This is a genomic window from Flavobacteriales bacterium, assembly GCA_016712535.1.
Taxonomy (GTDB): Bacteria; Bacteroidota; Bacteroidia; order Flavobacteriales_F; family PHOS-HE28; genus PHOS-HE28.
Window position 1 is genome coordinate 1,703,324 of record JADJQW010000002.1, and the last position, 16,882, is coordinate 1,720,205.

Annotated in this window: 17 protein-coding genes; 13 read left to right on the plus strand and 4 right to left on the minus strand. The window is 63.9% G+C overall.

Going from position 1 to position 16,882, the window contains the following annotated elements; genetic code table 11:
- Positions 1-65: 65 nt before the first annotated feature.
- Together IPK70_06950 and IPK70_06955 are read right to left on the minus strand one after the other, a co-directional pair.
- Positions 66-857 (minus strand): CPBP family intramembrane metalloprotease, encoded by a 792-nt coding sequence (locus IPK70_06950; GenBank protein MBK8226896.1) that lies wholly within the window; start codon positions 855-857, stop codon positions 66-68.
- Complete coding sequence (locus IPK70_06955; GenBank protein MBK8226897.1) at positions 820-2,097, minus strand: imidazolonepropionase; 1,278 nt, start codon at positions 2,095-2,097, stop codon at positions 820-822. The genes IPK70_06950 and IPK70_06955 overlap by 38 nt, the downstream gene beginning before the upstream one ends.
- Positions 2,098-2,164: 67 nt before the next feature.
- Between IPK70_06955 and aroC the strand changes: the two genes are divergently transcribed.
- Genes aroC through IPK70_07010 form a run of 11 tightly spaced genes read left to right on the plus strand, consistent with a single transcriptional unit; the run spans position 2,165 to position 12,935 of the window.
- The gene (gene aroC / locus IPK70_06960; GenBank protein MBK8226898.1) at positions 2,165-3,304 is read left to right on the plus strand and encodes a chorismate synthase; all 1,140 of its coding nucleotides are present in this window, start codon (positions 2,165-2,167) and stop codon (positions 3,302-3,304) included.
- A gap of 22 nt (positions 3,305-3,326) precedes the next feature.
- Positions 3,327-4,403, plus strand: a complete 1,077-nt coding sequence (locus IPK70_06965) for a glycosyltransferase (protein MBK8226899.1) — start codon at positions 3,327-3,329, stop codon at positions 4,401-4,403.
- Complete coding sequence (locus tag IPK70_06970; GenBank protein ID MBK8226900.1) at positions 4,400-5,125, plus strand: class I SAM-dependent methyltransferase; 726 nt, start codon at positions 4,400-4,402, stop codon at positions 5,123-5,125. Before IPK70_06965 ends, IPK70_06970 begins: the two co-directional genes overlap by 4 nt.
- Before the next feature lie 6 nt (positions 5,126-5,131).
- Positions 5,132-6,133 (plus strand): glycosyltransferase, encoded by a 1,002-nt coding sequence (locus IPK70_06975; protein MBK8226901.1) that lies wholly within the window; start codon positions 5,132-5,134, stop codon positions 6,131-6,133.
- A complete protein-coding gene (locus IPK70_06980) occupies positions 6,130-7,131 on the plus strand; it encodes a glycosyltransferase family 2 protein (protein MBK8226902.1) in 1,002 nt (333 codons plus the stop codon). Before IPK70_06975 ends, IPK70_06980 begins: the two co-directional genes overlap by 4 nt.
- 25 nt (positions 7,132-7,156) lie before the next feature.
- Entirely contained in the window at positions 7,157-8,173 is a 1,017-nt protein-coding gene (locus IPK70_06985) for a glycosyltransferase family 2 protein (protein MBK8226903.1), read from the plus strand.
- Positions 8,174-8,188: 15 nt separating this feature from the next.
- Positions 8,189-9,133 carry a glycosyltransferase family 2 protein gene (locus IPK70_06990; GenBank protein MBK8226904.1) on the plus strand — a complete coding sequence of 315 codons (945 nt, stop codon included), beginning with the start codon at positions 8,189-8,191 and terminating at the stop codon, positions 9,131-9,133.
- Positions 9,130-9,699, plus strand: a complete 570-nt coding sequence (locus IPK70_06995; protein MBK8226905.1) for a serine acetyltransferase — start codon at positions 9,130-9,132, stop codon at positions 9,697-9,699. The genes IPK70_06990 and IPK70_06995 overlap by 4 nt, the downstream gene beginning before the upstream one ends.
- Complete coding sequence (locus IPK70_07000) at positions 9,696-10,328, plus strand: UDP-N-acetylglucosamine 2-epimerase (GenBank protein MBK8226906.1); 633 nt, start codon at positions 9,696-9,698, stop codon at positions 10,326-10,328. The genes IPK70_06995 and IPK70_07000 overlap by 4 nt, the downstream gene beginning before the upstream one ends.
- Positions 10,303-10,785 (plus strand): UDP-N-acetylglucosamine 2-epimerase, encoded by a 483-nt coding sequence (locus IPK70_07005; protein ID MBK8226907.1) that lies wholly within the window; start codon positions 10,303-10,305, stop codon positions 10,783-10,785. The genes IPK70_07000 and IPK70_07005 overlap by 26 nt, the downstream gene beginning before the upstream one ends.
- Positions 10,782-12,935, plus strand: coding sequence for a glycosyltransferase (locus IPK70_07010; GenBank protein MBK8226908.1), 2,154 nt, complete (start codon positions 10,782-10,784; stop codon positions 12,933-12,935). The genes IPK70_07005 and IPK70_07010 overlap by 4 nt, the downstream gene beginning before the upstream one ends.
- Here IPK70_07010 and IPK70_07015 read toward each other — a convergent pair.
- Positions 12,919-13,854: a glycosyltransferase family 2 protein gene (locus IPK70_07015; protein ID MBK8226909.1), complete on the minus strand. Its 936-nt coding sequence runs from the start codon at positions 13,852-13,854 to the stop codon at positions 12,919-12,921. The two genes, IPK70_07010 and IPK70_07015, sit on opposite strands and share 17 nt — an antisense overlap.
- Before the next feature lie 67 nt (positions 13,855-13,921).
- Between IPK70_07015 and IPK70_07020 the strand changes: the two genes are divergently transcribed.
- Both IPK70_07020 and IPK70_07025 read left to right on the plus strand, forming a co-directional pair.
- Positions 13,922-14,869: a GDP-mannose 4,6-dehydratase gene (locus tag IPK70_07020; GenBank protein MBK8226910.1), complete on the plus strand. Its 948-nt coding sequence runs from the start codon at positions 13,922-13,924 to the stop codon at positions 14,867-14,869.
- 7 nt (positions 14,870-14,876) lie between these two features.
- A complete protein-coding gene (locus tag IPK70_07025; protein ID MBK8226911.1) occupies positions 14,877-16,010 on the plus strand; it encodes a glycosyltransferase family 4 protein in 1,134 nt (377 codons plus the stop codon).
- A 2-nt stretch (positions 16,011-16,012) separates the two neighbouring features.
- Here IPK70_07025 and IPK70_07030 read toward each other — a convergent pair whose 3' ends face one another.
- Positions 16,013-16,882 carry a hypothetical protein gene (locus tag IPK70_07030; GenBank protein ID MBK8226912.1) on the minus strand — a complete coding sequence of 290 codons (870 nt, stop codon included), beginning with the start codon at positions 16,880-16,882 and terminating at the stop codon, positions 16,013-16,015.

The window sequence follows — 16,882 nt, forward strand, 5'->3', positions numbered from 1 at the left end:
GCGCTTGGCTGCGGCGGGGCTTCATACGGGCTCGGGCGCCCAAGGTTGGCCCAAGGCTCTGGGCATCAAGGCCAGAGGATGCTCAGGCCGTTGTTGGCCATGTGCAGCGCTATGGGCACCAGCAGGCTGCCCGTGCGCGCGCGGGCATAGCCCAGCACGATGCCCATGGGCAGGATCAGCAGCATGATGGGCAGGCTGTACTGCAGGTGCATGAGCGCGAACACGCCGGCGGTGATCGCCACGCTCACGTGCTCATCCGCGATGTGGCGCACCGCCCCGAAAAGCAGCCCGCGCAGCAGCAATTCCTCGAATAGCGGACCAAGGATGGCGACGCCGACCACGAGCATTGGCCAGTTCGTGGTGGACTCGATGACCTGTTTCATGAAATCCGTGGTGAACGCCGGGGACACCATCGCGAGCAATTCGATGGCCACGGCCACCAGTGCGAACAGCCCGATGAAGATGGCCATCTGCTTCGCTCTTGGCAATCGCAATCCGAGCAAGGCACGGAACCGGTCTCGCTTCCACAGCCAGCATGTGAGCAGGATGAAGGCTGCTCCGATGCCGCCGCTCCAAGCGGATTCGAGTCCGACCAGGTCGCCGTTGAATTGAAGCTCCACCATGCGCTCCTTGAAGGCTGGGTCCTCGAGCAGGTCGAAGGAGAAGGATTGCCCGGCGAATCCGGGCGATCGCGCGATCATCCCGCGGATGAACACCACCGATTGAGCGATGAAGAAGACCATGAACGCGAAGCCGAAGAGCGCCACGCCCATGCTGAACTCCAGGCTGGGCGGACGTCCGGGGTCGGTGCTCAGGAAATCATCGGAGCGCTGCTCCGGACCGGAAGGGCTTTCCATCAATGATCACGGTGTCGATATGGTCGGTGCCGAAGGCATAGGGCAGGTAGGCCAGCGAAGGCGCTTCCCGGGTGATGATGAAAGAGGCGCGCTTGCCCACGGTGAGGCTGCCAAGCTGGTCTTGGAGCTGCATGGCCGCAGCGGCGTTGATCGTAAGCGCTGTGATGGCCTCCTCCGGCAGCATGCGCAGCTGGATGCAGGCGAGGGACAGCACCAGGTTCAGGTTCCCGCTCGGCGTGCTGCCGGGGTTGTGGTCGCTGGCTAATGCCACTGGAAGGCCGTTGTCAAGGAGCGCGCGTGCCGGTGCATAGGGAATGCGGAGGAAGAAGGAGCACGAGGGGAGCAGGGTGGGGATGGGGCCAGCTGCACCGGCCGCGACCAAGGCCTCCAGGTCCGCGGCTTCCATCACCTCCAAGTGGTCGACGCTCAGGGCACGGTGCGCGATGGCTGCTTGGATGCCGCCGATGCTGGTGAATTGGTTCACGTGCACTTTCCCTGGAAGGCCATGCGATGAGCCAGTCGCGAGCACGCGCTCCGTCTCCGCCACCGTGAAGTAGTTGGTCTCGCAGAATGCATCCACGAAATCGGCGAGCTGCTCATCGGCTACCTGCGGGATCAGCTGTTCGCAGATGAGGTCGAGGTAGGCCGCGCGGTCTTCCTTGAATTCTGCGGGCAGGGCATGCGCCGCGAGCAAGGTGGTCTTCACTTGCAAGGGCAGTTCCGCCGCCAAGCGCTTCGCCACGCGCAGCATCTTCAGCTCGCTTTCCAGCGATAGGCCATAGCCGCTCTTGATCTCCACGGCCACCGTGCCTTGCGCCATCATCGCCTCCAGGCGCGCCTTCGACCGTTCGAAGAGCTCATCCTCATCCATGGCGCGCAGTTTCGCGGCGCTGTTGAGGATGCCGCCGCCGCGCGCCGCGATCTCCTGGTAGCTCAGGCCCTTGATCTTGTCCACGAACTCCTCCTCCCGCGGCGCCGCGAACACCGTATGCGTGTGCGGGTCGCACCAGCCGGGCAGCACGTAGCGGCCGCTGGCATCGATCACGGTGAGATCGCTCCAATCCGCGACGCCGGGGAATTCGCTCATGGTGCCGAGCGCCGCGATGCGTCCTGCTTCGATCAGCATCCAGCCATCGACGATGATCGGCAGCCTCGCCATCTCGGCACCGGCCACGCGCTGAACGCCTGCAGGGAAAGCGCCCACGAGCGCTTTAGCGTTCTTGATCAGCAGGCGCGGCATGGGGCAAAGAAAGGCAGCCACCTCCACCCGCTACTTTCGCCGACCCGGATTCACGGTTATCCTTCACATGCCCGGCAACAGCATCGGCCGACTCTTCCGCCTCACCACCTTCGGCGAGAGCCACGGTGCGGCCATCGGTGGCGTGGTCGATGGCTGCCCTGCCGGACTGAAGCTCGATTTTGATGCGGTTCAGCTTGAGCTGGATCGTCGGAGACCGGGCAGCACGTCGTTGGGAACCGCACGCGAGGAGGCCGATCGCGTGGAATGGCTCAGCGGGACCCACGAGGGCATCACCTTGGGCACGCCCATCGCCTTCCTCATCCGCAACAGCGATGCGCGCAGCAGCGATTACGATGCGCTGAAGGACCTCTATCGCCCCGGCCACGCCGACTACACATGGGAGGGCAAGTACGGCCTGCGCGACCACCGTGGCGGAGGCCGCAGCAGCGCGCGCACCACGGCGGCCTGCGTGGTGGGTGGCGCCATTGCTCGCCAACTGATCGCGCGCGAAGGGATCGGCGTGCAAGCGTTCGTGAGCAGGGTTGGGGATGTGGCAATGGAGGCCCTGCCCGCGGACATCGGCACCGCATGGGCGAATGACGCACGGTGCCCGGATGGCGCAGTGGCCGGTCGCATGAAAGCGCTGATCGAGCAGGTGCGCGCCGAAGGCGACAGCATCGGCGGCATCGTCTCCTGCATAGCCACCGGCATGCCCGTTGGTCTGGGCGAACCGGTCTTCGATAAGATCGATGCAGACCTGGCCAAGGCCATGCTCTCGATCAACGCGGCGAAGGGCTTCCAGATCGGCAGCGGCTTCGCCAGTGCACGCATGTGCGGGTCCAAGAACAACGATGAGTTGGGCTTGGGCTGGGCCGACGAGCACAGGAGGATCCTTCCCGAGGGTGCGCGCGTGCTGCGGCCTGCCATCCGGGCTCGCACCAATCACGCGGGCGGCAGTCTGGGCGGCATCTCCAACGGAGAGGACTTGATGTTCGAAGTGGCCTTCAAGCCGCCCGCCACCATCGGCAAGGCGCAGCGCACGGTGAACAAGGACCTTGAGGAAGTGCTGTTGGAGGCGAAAGGGCGCCACGATCCCTGCGTGGTGCCGCGCGCGGTGCCCATCGTGGAGGCCATGGCGTGCATGGTGCTCGCCGACCACATGCTGCGGCAGCGGACTGCACGGATGGCAGCCCTCGGCGCGGTCTGATAACTTGCCCCGCTATTCGGGCATGCCACGCGTCACGGTCCTCATCACCCTGTTCAACAAAGGGGCTTTCGTGGAGGAAGCCGTACGCAGCGTGCTGGCCAGCGACTACAAGGACTTCGAGGTGCTCGTGATCGATGATGGCAGCACCGACCAGGGTCCTGAACGCGTGAGCGCGATCGGTGATGCGCGCATCAGGCTGATGCGGAGCGACCGGAACACGGGCAGGCCTGCGGCCGCGAACCGTGGATTCGATGCCGCGCAGGGCGAGTACGTCGCAGTGCTCGATGCCGATGACGTGATGCTGCCAGAGCGCCTCTCCCGCCAGGTGGATTTCCTCGATTCCCATCCGGACATCGATGCGGTGGGCAGCGCCATGAGCGTCTTCGGGTCGAAGCAAGAGTTCTGGTCATGGCCCGCCGATGACCGCTTGGGCCGGAGCAAGCTGCTCTTCGGTGACCCGGTCTGCTACGGCACCACCATGTTCCGCAGAGCCACGCTCGATGCGAATGCCCTGCGCTGTGACGAGAGTTGGCGCGCACCGGGCATGGATTTCCTCTTCTTGCTGCGCTGCGCGGCGCATATGCGCTTCGCGAATCTTCCGGAGCCCCTGACGCACTATCGCTTCGGTGAGCAGAACATGCGTCATGGGCACGATCCCTTGGAGGTGAAGGCCCGCATCTATGCTGGTGCTTTCCGCATCCTGGGCATCGAAGCGGGAGAGGAGGAGATCCGATTGCAGCTCATGCTTCATCGGCTCTTCAGGCGCGTGCCGGATGCGGCCGATGTGGTCTCCCTTGCGAACTGGATCGCACGGCTGAAGGCCTGGAACCGTGAAACGGGCCACTTCCCCGAGGATGGCTTCGAGGCCGAACTGGATCGGCGATACAGGCGCCTCTTCTTCCTCATCGCCGACCGCAGGGTCGTTGCTCCCATCCTCCACATGCGTCACGGCGCGGGATTCACGGCTGGCAATCTCACCTACTTGATCAAGGTCCTGCTTCGCCGGTTGCTCGGTTGGCGCCCTGACGAATCGGCTACGCCGGCGCAGCAGGTCCCTGAACCCGTCCGTGGCTCGCACATCGCCGCGCTGAACGCATGAGCCGCGCGCATCGCAAGCAGTTCGTCGGTATGCCGCTCAATGCGGATACGCAAGACCTGTATCATGTGCGGACTGCGATCCAGCGAGCGCTGACCGGTGCGCTGCCCAAGCTGCAAGGCACCTTCCTCGATGTAGGTTGCGGCGTGATGCCCTACCGCGAGATGATCCTGAAGGGCAGCAAGGTCGATCGATACATCGGCATGGACCTGCCCGTGAATGATGAGGCCAAGTACAAGGCCATCAGGCCCGACATCACTTGGGATGGCCTGAGCATCCCGATGCCCGATGCCAGCGTGGATTGCGCCATGGCCACAGAGGTCCTGGAGCATTGCCCCGATCCGCTTGCCGTGCTGAAGGAGATTGGAAGGGTCTTGCGCCCGGGTGGGCACCTGGTGATCACGGTGCCCTTCCTTTGGCCATTGCACGATGCGCCCTACGACGAGCATCGCTACACGCCGTTCGCCCTTGAGCGCCTGCTCCGCGGCGCCGGATTCATCGAAGCCGAAGTGCGCGCGAGCGGTGGCTGGGACGCCAGTCTCGGCCAGATGATCGGCCTTTGGGTGATGCGGCGCCCGATGCCTTCTTCCCTCCGCTCGGTGATCAAGTGGATATCGTACCCGCTCGTCAGCTTGCTCTTGAGAAGGGACAAGGCCCCGAAGGGCGCTGAGCTCGATTGGGTGATGATCACCGCGCTGAGTGCCGAGGCGCGCAAAGCGCAATAGTGCAGCATGCTCCCCCGGATCACGCTCATCACGCCCAGCTACCAACAGGCCGCTTTCCTGGATGAGTGCATGAGGTCCGTGCATGACCAGGATTACCCGGACCTGGAGCACATGGTGGTCGATGGCGGAAGCACGGATGGCTCTGTCCCGATCATTGAATCATATGCGGCGAGGCTGGCCTGGTGGTGCAGTGAGCGCGACCGTGGGCAGAGCCATGCGCTCAACAAAGGAATCGAGCGCGCAACCGGAGCCGTGTTCGGCTGGATCAACAGCGACGACCTGTTGCTCCCGGGAGCGCTCTTGAAGGTCGGACAGGCCTTCGCATCAGATCCCGGCCTGGTTGTGCTCACCGGTGTTCGGCTTAAGCGGCTGATGGACGGATCGGAGTACCGCATGGGGGTCGATGACCCTGCCGATCCGGATAAGCTCTTCACCGCGCCGCATGTGAACCAGCAATGCACCTTCTACCGCATGGATGCCGTGCGCGAGGCCGGTTTGATCGAGGAGCGGCTCCACTGCGTGATGGATTACGAGCTCTGGCTCCAAGTGCTGTTCCGCAAGGGGACCGCTGGGCTCCGAATCGTGCCCTGGGAGCTTGCCGTATTCCGCGCGCAAGCGGAGAGCAAGTCCATCGTGCAGAAGAAGGCTTTCCTCGATGAGCAAGCCGCTATCCTTGCCCGGATGTGCTCCGACATGGGCCTTGACAACCTGGCTTGCGTCCTGGCGATCGGGCATGACCTGCCCGGGGGCATCAGGGGCGTGCCGCTGCGCCCCAAGCACCGCGCGTTGGTGCGCTCCATGGCTGTGGCATTCCTCCTCAAGTGGCACTTCATGATCTTCTCACAGCGCGACTTCAGCATGATGCAACGGTTCCGGAAGCTCGGTATCGGCCTCGGGCCGCTCGATGATGAGCAACGATCGCAGCTGCGGATACTCGACGAGCAGCTCCGTTCAGATAGCTGGTTGATGTTCCGCATCCGGCGCAAATGGGATCACCTCTTCGGATGAGGGTCAGCGTGGTCATACCGCTCTACAACAAAGCGCCCTACATCAAAGAGTGCTTCGAGAGCATCTTCTCGCAATCGTACGGCGATTTCGAGGTCATCGTGGCCGATGACCGCAGCACGGACAACAGCATGGCCGTGCTCTCCGAGATCCGCGACCCTCGGTTGCGGGTGGTCCAATGCGAGCGCAACCTCGGGCCTGCCGGCGCCGCGCAACGGGCCATGGACCTGGCCAAGGGCGAATACATGATCCGGGTGGATGCCGACGATATCTGCCTGCCGGGCCGCTTCGAGAAGCAGGTCGCCTTCATGGATGCCAATCTGCAGCTGGGCGCAAGCGGCGGTCACCTTCAGCTCTTCGGTGCCGAGACCGAGCTGTGGCGATTCCCGGTCGGCATGGACCAATGCCGCGCCGAGGTGCTCTTCGGCAATCCCATCGCGCAGCCCGCCAGCATCATGCGCACGCGCACGCTCCGCGACCATGGAGTGCGTTTCGAGGACGATTGGCCGCGGATCGGGGAGGATTGGATCCTCTGGTCGAAGCTCATCGCCCATGCCGGTTTCGATAACATCGACGAACCGTTGATCCTCTACCGGCGCGGGGAGCAGAACAGCAGCCATGGCCACAGGCGGGCGACATACCGCGAGACCATACTCCGGCAGGTGTTCAAGAACCTCGAAGTGCCTATCACGGACCGCCAGCTGGAATCGCACCTGATGGGGCTCCGTTCCTTCAAGAAGCCGCCGACGCGCGACGCGCTGGTCGGATTAAAGCAATGGCTCGCGGACCTGCGTGCGATGAATGAGGCGCGGCACCTGTTCCCAGCTGCTGCCTTCGACAAGCGCCTGGAGCGCGCTTGGAGCGATGTCTTCTTCTCGCTCGTCACCGACGATGCCCGTTTGGCACTCTCGCATTACTTGCTCAGCGAGCATCGGGACCCCGCGCGCCTGACCTACTTATTCAAGAGCCTCGCCGCACGCTTCATCGGCAAAGGGCCATGACCGCCGATCACGGTCTTGCCGAATCATGAAGCTCTCAGTCGTCATACCGGTCTTCAACAAGGCGCCTTGGCTCCGTGAGTGCGTCGACAGCGTCCTGGGGCAGTCCTTTCCGGATTTCGAGCTGATCGCCGTTGATGACCGCTCCGCGGATGACAGCCTCGCCATCCTGCGCTCCTATTCCGATCCGCGCATGCGCATCATCGCCCTTGATCGCAATCTGGGCCCGGCTGGTGCCGCGCAGCGCGGCCACGATGCCGCCACGGGCGAGTACATCGTTCGCGCCGATGCCGACGACGTGCTGCATCGTGATCGCCTGCAGCAGCAGGTGCGTTTCATGGACACGAACCAGAGGGTGGGCGCCAGCGGCACATGGATGGAGCTGCTGCATGAGCCGGGCGTCCTCCGGCGTTCCCCCCTGCACGATCACCAATGCCGAGCGGAGTCGCTCTTCCGCATCCCCATCTTCCAGCCCACGGCCATCTATCGGCGCAGCACGCTGCTGGAGAACAGCATCCGCTACGAGGATGATTGGCCGCGCTACGGTGAGGATTGGCTCTTCCAGCTCCGGTTGCTCACCGCCACGCGATTGGAGAACCTCCCCGTTCCACTGGTGCGCTATCGTTTGGGAGAGCAGAACGCGAGTGCCGCGCATGATCCGTTCTCGGGCCTTCGCCGCGTGTTCCGTGCCGTGCTCGGGTTCCACGGCCTTCCATATGGCGAAGAGGAACTCCGCTGGCATCTGCCGAGCGCTGGCGCCTTTCCCGAACCCCTGCGGGCTGGCGACATCGGAGCGCTGAGGCGATACCTGCGCACGCTTGAGCTCCAAGCGAAGGAGCAGCGCATCTCCACCAGCGAGGCGATTGATCTTGCTTTCCGGAAGGCATGGGACGATCTCGGTTACCAGATGCCGCGATTCGGGACCGCCGCTGTGATGGCCTACCTGCTGCGCGATCACCAGCCCTCATCAGCCAAATGGCGTTACCTCTTCTCATCAGTGCTCAAGGGCAAGCGCTACGAACCGCCCACTGAGCGGATCAGGTAGTTCTACTTTGCGGGCATGAAAGCCGCCGTGGTGATGCCCTGCCATAACGTGGCCGCATTCGTGCCGCGCGCCATCGCCTCCGTCCACGATCAGGGCATAGCCGGGCTGGAAGTGATCGCGGTGGATGACGCGAGCACTGATGGGACGCTGGAGGCCTTGCGGTCCATTTCGAACGACGCATTCATGCGTTTGCGGGTGATCGCCCTTCAGGATCGCAGCGGCGCCTCTGCGGCCCGCAACGCCGGCATGGCCGCCACCGATGCTGAATGGGTGCAGTTCCTCGACGCCGATGATGCGCTGCGACCCGGGAAGATCCTCCGGCAACTGGCCATCGCGCAGCGCGACAAGGCCGATGCGGTCGCCGGGGCCTACATCAACCGTTTCGAGGACGGGCGCGCCGATGAGGAGGTGAGGCCTCTCGAGGGCGATCGGTGGATGGCGCTCGTGCGAACGCGCATAGGCACCACCAGCGCCAATATTTTCCGGAGGCAAGCCGTGCTCGATGCGGGCGGCTGGGATGAAGGCCTGCGCAGCAGCCAGGATTATGAGCTGCTCTTCCGCATGCTGAAGCGCGATGCTGTGATCGCTTGGGACATGGAGCCCGGCTGCGAGGTGCTCAAGCGCACGCGCGGCTCCATCAGCCGCACCGGCGAGCGCGAGAACTGGCTGCGGTACATCGAGCTCCGCCGCGCCATGCGCGACCACCTCCGCGGATCAGGGGCTGAAGCGAACGCCGCGGTGATCGCGGCAGCTGATCAGTACCTCTTCATGGCCATCCGCGTACTTTCGGCGCATGACCGGCGCGCCGCCATCGATGCCTTCGACCAACTGCTGCCGAAGGGCTTCGTTCCCGAGGCCAATCGCGCCACTTCTGCGATCTACCTGTTCCTTTTCCGCATGCTGGGGTTCCGCTGGGCTGAACGTCTGGCGGGCATCAAGGACGCTTTGATTGGCCGATGATCCGATCGCGACAGGACCTCACCGATTACCTCGAAGCTGATCGCATCGGACTGCGGCGAATGGGCGCGCGGCCCACGCGATACGATGAGGTGTGGCGGTTCCAGCGCCTGCTGCGCAAGGTCGAATACCTGCACAACACCGGAGCCAACGCGTGGCTGCGCCGCTTTTGGAGCTGGCGCTTGCACCGGCAGGGCGTGCGCTGCGGATTCGAGATCCCCTTGAACACCTTCGGGCCAGGGCTTTCCATTGCGCACCGCGGCACCATCATCGTTCATCCCGATGCGCGCATCGGCGCCAATTGCCGTATCCATATCGATGTGGTGATCGGAACGCGACCGGGTCCTCCGCCCGAACCCGCGCCGCGCATAGGCGACAATTGCTACATAGGACCCGGAGCCAAGATCTTCGGCGACGTGGTGCTCGGTCCTAATCTGGTGGTAGGTGCCAACAGCGTGGTCAACGCATCGTTCCCCGAAGGGCGCGTCACAATCGCTGGCGCACCGGCGCGCAAGATCAGTGACACTCCCAGCGACCAGTACATCATCGCCACGCGCGCAGCATCATGAAGCAGCTGATGGTCGTTGTGGGCACACGCCCCAATTTCATGAAGGTCACGCGCCTCAAGGAGGTGGCGCGCCAGCAAGGCCTGACCGTGCAGCTGGTGCATACCGGCCAGCATGCCGATGATCGCATGAGCACCGTGTTCTTCGATCAATTCGGCCTGCGGCCCGATCGCATGCTGTCCGTTCCGGATGGGTCACCTGCAGCGCGAATGGGCCATCTGATCCTCGCGCTGGAGCCGGTCATGCGCGAATCTCGTCCTGATGCCGTGATGGTGGTGGGCGATGTGGACAGCACCTTGGCTGCTGCCATCGCCGCGAATAAGCTGAACCTTCCGCTGGTGCACTTGGAGAGCGGCTTGCGCAGCCGCGACCTGGGCATGCCGGAAGAAGTGAACCGCATCCTTACCGATCGCATGGCCGGCCTGCTGCTCACCACCGAGCCGAGCGGCGCGGAGAACCTGGTCGCTGAAGGCATCGCGCCCGAGCGGATCTGCATGGTGGGCAACACCATGATCGATACCCTCGTGGCCTACGATGAAGGCATACAGCGATCAGGATGTGCTGGAGCGCCTCGGATCGCGCCTCGGCGGCCACGCTCTGATCACCATGCACCGCCCTGGCAATGTGGATGAGACGGCTGCGTTGGCCCGCGTCGTGGATCTGGTCTGCATGGTGGCCGATCGCTTCCCGGTGGTGTTCCCGTTGCATCCGAGGACGGCCCGCAACCTGCAACAGCATGGCCTTGCGGAGAGGTTGGACAGCAAGCCCGGCATCATCCTTTGCGATCCGTTGGGCTACTTCGATTTCCAGAAGCTCGTAGCCACCAGCGCCGTGGTGATCACCGATAGCGGCGGCATCCAGGAGGAGACCACCTTCCGAGGCATACCCTGTCTCACTTTGCGGCCAAGCACCGAGCGCCCCATCACCATCACGGAGGGAACCAACGAACTCATCACATTCGACCTTGAGGAATTGGATCGCTCCTTGGAACGGATCAAGCGCGATGAGTTCAAGAAGGGCAAGGTGCCGCACCTTTGGGACGGCCATGCCACCGAACGCGCGGTGGAGGCACTCATGCGCTGGCTGTGATCATCTACATCACCTACAACGACCAGCCCAGCGGCGTCTATTGGAGCCAGGTCACCGATGTGGTGGACCACTTGAATGCCATGGGCGGCCAGCGCGTGCGGCTCGTCGCGCTCGTGTCACTGCGCGGATACATGAGCTCTCGCCGCCGGATCCGTAGCCGTGTACCCGATGCACTCGTGCTGCCCATGGTGCCGCGCCAGCACTATTGGAAAGCGAATTGGCTCTGGCTCTGGGCCGTGTGCCATTGGCTCCGCCCGAGCGGCATCATCGGTCGCGGGATCTTCGCGACGGCGCTCGGCCTGCGCATGCGCGACCGGGGGCTGGTGCAGGAGGTCTGCTTCGATGCGCGCGCTGCCTACGGTGCTGAATGGCGGGAGTACCGCGTGGTGGACGATGATCGGCTGATCGATGAGTGCGAGCTGTTGGAGCGCGAGGTGGTGGCCCGTGCGGATATGCGCATGGCCGTGAGCCAGTCGCTGGTTGATCATTGGCGGCGCACGTGCGGTTACAGCGCCTTGCGGCACACGGTGATCCCCTGTACCATGGGCAGGAGCGTCGAGGTGCTGCTCGAGCGGCATCGCAACGGATTGCGCGCTGAATTGGGATGGAGCGCCGACGATACCGTGCTCGTTTATTCGGGCACGTCCGTTGGATGGCAATCCCTCGAGTTGGCCGAGCGCGTGGTCATGCCATGGCTCACCGCCGACCCGCGGCGCCGCATGCTCTTCCTGAGCACGGAGCATCCGGTGATCGCGCGCATGGCCGAGCGCTTCCCCGCGCAGGTCGCTCGGCGCTGGGTGCGGCACCAGGAGGTCAGGGCCATTCTTCAGGATTGCGACCTGGGGTTGCTTCTGCGCGAGGACCGCATCACCAACCGCGTGGCGTCGCCCACCAAGTTCGCGGAGTACTTGAGCGCCGGTCTTCCGGTGGCCATCTCCGATTGCGTAGGTGATTTCAGCGCCATGGTGCGCTCCCATGGCCTAGGGCAGGTCCTGGCTCCAGACGATTCGCTCCTCCTGCAGAAACCATCGGCTGACGAGGTGCATCGGCTGATGGCCTTCGCGCGCGACCACTTCACGAAAGAGCGGTTCAATGCGCAATACCTGCTCGTGAAGGCGTGCATGGCGAAGGAACCGTCGCTTCCCGAGGAATCTCCTTTCACACGGCCCCGGGATGGCGCCCCGGCCGTGTCCATCATCGTGCCCAGCTTCAACAAGCAGGGATTCATCGGCGACATGGTGCGATCCGTGCAGGCGCAGACCGATCCCGGCTGGGAACTGATCGTGGTGGACGATGCCAGCACCGATGGCACCGTGGCCATGCTCAAGGGAATGTCCGCCAGCGATCCGCGCATCAGCGTATCGCCGCTGCCGGAGAACAAAGGCGCGAACCATTGCCGCAACATCGGCATCGCCAAAGCCCGGGGCGCGTACATCATCTTCCTCGATGCCGACGACCTGCTGGAGCGGCATTGCGTGCAGCGCCGCTTGGCATTCATGGAAGGCAGCGGCCTGCATTTCGCCGTTAGCACCATGGAGGTCTTCCGTGAAAGGCCCGGGGATCACGGTCAGCGCTGGGTGCCCCTCACGCGCGATGCGTTGGCCGATTTCTTCAAGCACAAGCTGCCCTGGCAGACCATGCAGCCGATCTGGGACCGCGCATTCCTGCAGCGCATCGGCGGCTTCGATGAATCCTTCAGCCGCCACCAGGACGTGGAGCTGCATACGCGCGCCTTGCTCATGCCCGGCGTGCGCTTTCGCCTGCGCGACACGGCGCCCGATTGCTATTACCGCATCGCGGAAGAGCGGAAGGTGCTCGATCCACGCCGGTTGCTGAACAGCTTCGCTGAATCGGCCGTGCGCTACCACCGTAAATTCCTGGCCGATGCCGCGCGGCTTGGCGAAGCCGGACTGCTCATGGGGATCATTCACCGGACCTATCTGCAGATGCTGCTCTATGCCAAGCTCGGCCGCATTGAATCACGAGTGCTCTCCGAACTGGAGGCCACGCTTCTGGTCCAGGAGCTCCTGGCCGATATCCCAGCCTACAAGCGCGGCCTGCTGCGCATCACGCGTTGGTACAACCTGCTGCCCATACGATTGCCAGGTGTGAACCTCCTGCTCTATCGCCTGCTCATCGCAGGCCGCTGAGCCAACCGCGCACGCGATTGGCCATCGAGAAGCCGAGGAGCGCATGCAGCAAAAGGTAGCCTTTCCCTGTGGCGGATGATGCCGCAGGGGAGAAGGCACGGGGCAAGTGGGCGCGGTAGAGCGCGACCGCCTCCCCAGGTGAGAACGGGTAGAGAGTCCTGATGCTGTCGAAGAGGACTTGGCGGAATGGCGCTAGGTCAACGCCGGGACTATTGGCTTTCAGGTGCGCGATGATCCGAAGGCGCAGTTCGATGTAGCGTCGCCATTTGGCGGCAGGATCGGAGGTGCTGACACTGCCGCTTGCTTGCAGGTGCACCGTGGTCCGGGGTTCGGGGTCGTGGCATACCCGCGCGCCGGAAGCCAGCATGCGAAGCATCAGGTCGTACTCCTGGCTGCTGCGCATCGCCACGTCCCAGGCGCCAGCGCGGAGCACGGCATCGCGTTTCCAGAAGTTGTTCGGCGTGCCGCCCATGCGGTGCTCAGCCAGGTCGATCCAAGGGTCGCGCGATCCCGACCTCAGGATATCAAGCCGCTCCAGCTCGCCGCTGGGCTTCAGGATCCTTGCGCTCCCGACCACCAGGTCGCACGCGGTATTGGCCAGCGCCAACCCGAGGTGCCGCTGGATCTTGTCCGGGGCGATCTCATCATCGGCATCCATGAATTGGATGTACAGTCCAGTGGCTTCCTCCAGGCCTTTGTTGCGCGCCGCGCATGCACCGGCATTCGCTTGCCTGATCACGCGCATCGGGTAGGGGGCGGAGCGCGCTGCCTCTTCGAGCAGCGCGGCCGTCCCGTCGGAACTGCCATCATCAACGGCGATGAGTTCCAAGGGCCGATGCGTCTGCGCGAATAGACACGCGAGGCAGCGGCTCAGGTGCTGCTCGGCGTTGTAGCAGGGGAGGACGATGCTGACCTGCATGGGGCGGGCGAAAGTAGCCGCGCTTCGCCAGGGGGGCCGGCTACACGCGCCCGCCTACTTTCGCGGCATGGCGGAACGCGTGCTCATCACCGGCGGTGCCGGATTCATCGGCTCGGCCCTTGGCGAGCACTTGATGGCTTCTGGCAAGGAGGTCTGGGTGCTGGATGACCTGAGCTTCGGCGTGCGCGACCTGGCCCCGGTTCCCGATGAGCGCTTCCTTCTCGTCGATATACGGGATCGCGCTGCGGTGCTTCGGGCGATCGCCGTGGCTGCCCCGCAACAAGTGCTTCACTTGGCCGCCATCCACTTCATCCCCTATTGCAACGCGCATCCGGTTGAGGCGGCGGACATCAACATCAACGGTACCATCAACGTGCTCGATGCCTGTGCCACGGCGGGCAGCGTGAACCAGGTATTCGTTGCGAGCACGGCCGCGGTTTACCCGATCGCAGAGGGCGCCGTGAGTGAGGAGCATCCGACAGGCCCGCTCGACATCTATGGCATCACCAAGCTCGCCGCCGAGCGGATAGCGAGCGAATTCTGCCTGCGCACCGGCATCCCTACCATCATCGGGCGCTTCTTCAATGCCTTCGGTCCGAACGAGACCAATCCGCACCTCATCCCCGAGATCCAGCGGCAGGTGCGCGCAGGCAGCCGTGTCCTGAGGCTTGGCAATCTGGAGCCCAAGCGTGATTTCATACACACCAGCGATATGGCGCGCGCGATGAGGGCCTTGCTCGATGGCGGATTCAGCGGTTGCGAGGTCTTCAACATCGGCCGTGGGATCGAGTACAGCGTGCTGGAAGTGGTGCAGGCCTTTGAACGCATGCTGGGCGAACCGCTCAGCATCGAGGTGGATGAGGCCCGCGTTAGGAAGGTGGAGCGCATGCACCTGCTAGCCGATGTCGGCAAGCTCAAGCGCCGCACGGGTTGGGAGCCGCGCTGGGGCATCGATGAGGGCGTGGCCTCCCTGCTCAACGAACCTCTGCTCGATTGGAAGGGCGCGCGCGCCTGAGCGGATCATGAGCTCTCGCGACCTGCACATCGCCCTTTGCACCGATGGCGTGTTCCCGCATGCGATGGGCGGCATGCAACGGCATTCGAGGTTGCTGGCCGAGCACCTCGCTCGTTTGCCCGGCATCCGGTTGACCGTGATCCACCCGCATCGTGAAAAGGTCTTCGATCCAGAACTCGGCATCGATGAACAACCCGTTGCGGGCCTGGATCACCGGCGCTTGTACTTGCGGGAACTTTGGCGATACAGCGGGCGCGTGGCGCGCAAGCTCGATGAGGTCAAGCCGGATGCGGTCCTGTCGCAGGGCTTCAGCGTTTGGCAGGGCATGCGCCGGTTCACCCCGAAGCTGATCGTGATGCCGCATGGCTTGGAGATGTTCCAAGGGCTCACGATGAAGGACCGGCTGATCGGTCTTCCGTTCCGGTGGCTGGTGCGGCACGTGGCTCGGCGATCAGCTCGCGTGGTTTCGCTCGGCGGCAAGCTCACCCTGATGCTGGAAGGATTGGTGCATGGCTCCATGGCCCGCGTGGCTGTGGTGCCCAACGCCGTACAGCTCCCGGATGATGCGCCCCCCTATCCGGCCGATGGCGATGATCTGAGCTTCCTCTTCGTTGGGCGCTTCGCATTCAACAAGGGCATCGATCTGCTCCTGAACGTTGCGCGCGAATTGCAAGCGTCACGGGTACCCGTCCGGTTCATCCTCGCTGGCGACGGACCTGAGCGGGCCCGGATGGAGCGCGATGGCCTGCCCTCGAATGTGACCTTGGCCGGGAAGGTGGACGACCAGCAGCTTGAACGCCTTTATGCGGACTGCCATGCCCTGGTGCTGCCCACGCGGTTCGAGGGCATGCCTACGGTGGTGCTTGAGGCCATGGCGCGTGCTCGGCCGGTTGTGGTGAGTGATGTGGGCGCCAGCGCTGAATTGGTGGATGGCGCGAACGGCATGCTGATCCGGCCAGGTGACGAAGCCGCGCTTCTAGCGGCAATCAAGCGCTTGGCCGGATTGCCGAATGCGGAACGGACGGCAATGGGCTTCGCGGGACGGAGGCGCGTCGCGGAACGATTCACGTGGCCACGGGTGGCGGCTTCCATCCTTGGAATCGTAGAAGAGCTCCGTTTCCGCGCAAGCGCTGCGGGATAGGGTCAACGCTTTCGGATGTCCTCCATCAGTCTCTGCGTGAACAGTCGTGCTCCCTTGGCATTCAAGTGGTCAGAGTCGGCGAAGAGGCTGTCGCCGGGAAAGAGGTCGGAGTAGAGGAGGACCTTGACTCCTCGCGAACCGAATTCTCTTGCAAGGGAATCGTGAAGCGACGAGAATTCCCTTGGCAGGCGTGAACGGTAGCTCTCGTGGACCGGGGTCGACACGAGGCACAGCATGATGCGCTCCTTCGCGCAATGGGCGATGATGGAATCGAGCGAGCTCAGGGCCAAGCTGGAAGCCGGGGCCAGTTTCCCATCATCATCGAAGAAGTGCCGCTTCGTGGCGGAGTCGGCGTTCGCGGTGAACCGCCTGCGCAGGCCGCTGAACGCGCCGATGTACTGATGGTGGTCGTTGCGCGGCCTTGCGGCTACCTGCATGAACACGGTCCGTAAATAGGTGCGCGGATGGAATTCCCCGCCCATGGCCTCCTTCGTACTCACCAAGGGGTACAAGCGCATCATGAGGCGATCGGTGGCCCAGCCGTGCTGCTTGAACCGCCGGTGGTCCAGGTCCGAGAGGTTGTGCGGGCCGAAGCCGAGCACGACCGTGTCGATCCGGCCCCATTCAGCAATGCGCTTGAGCTTCAACCAGCTCAGCAGAATGGGCTCGGCGGCTAACGCGACATTGCGCATTCCAGGGCGCGCTGAGGTGTCGATGCCGCAGCCGATGTGCGAATCGCCGGTTGCGAGCACCTGGGTCGGCGATGACCATCCGGGCGCGCGCATGCGGCTGATGTTCACCATGGTCATGACAGCGAACCAGGCCAACATGGGCAGGCAGAAGAGGAGGGTTCGGCGGATGAACAGGCGCAT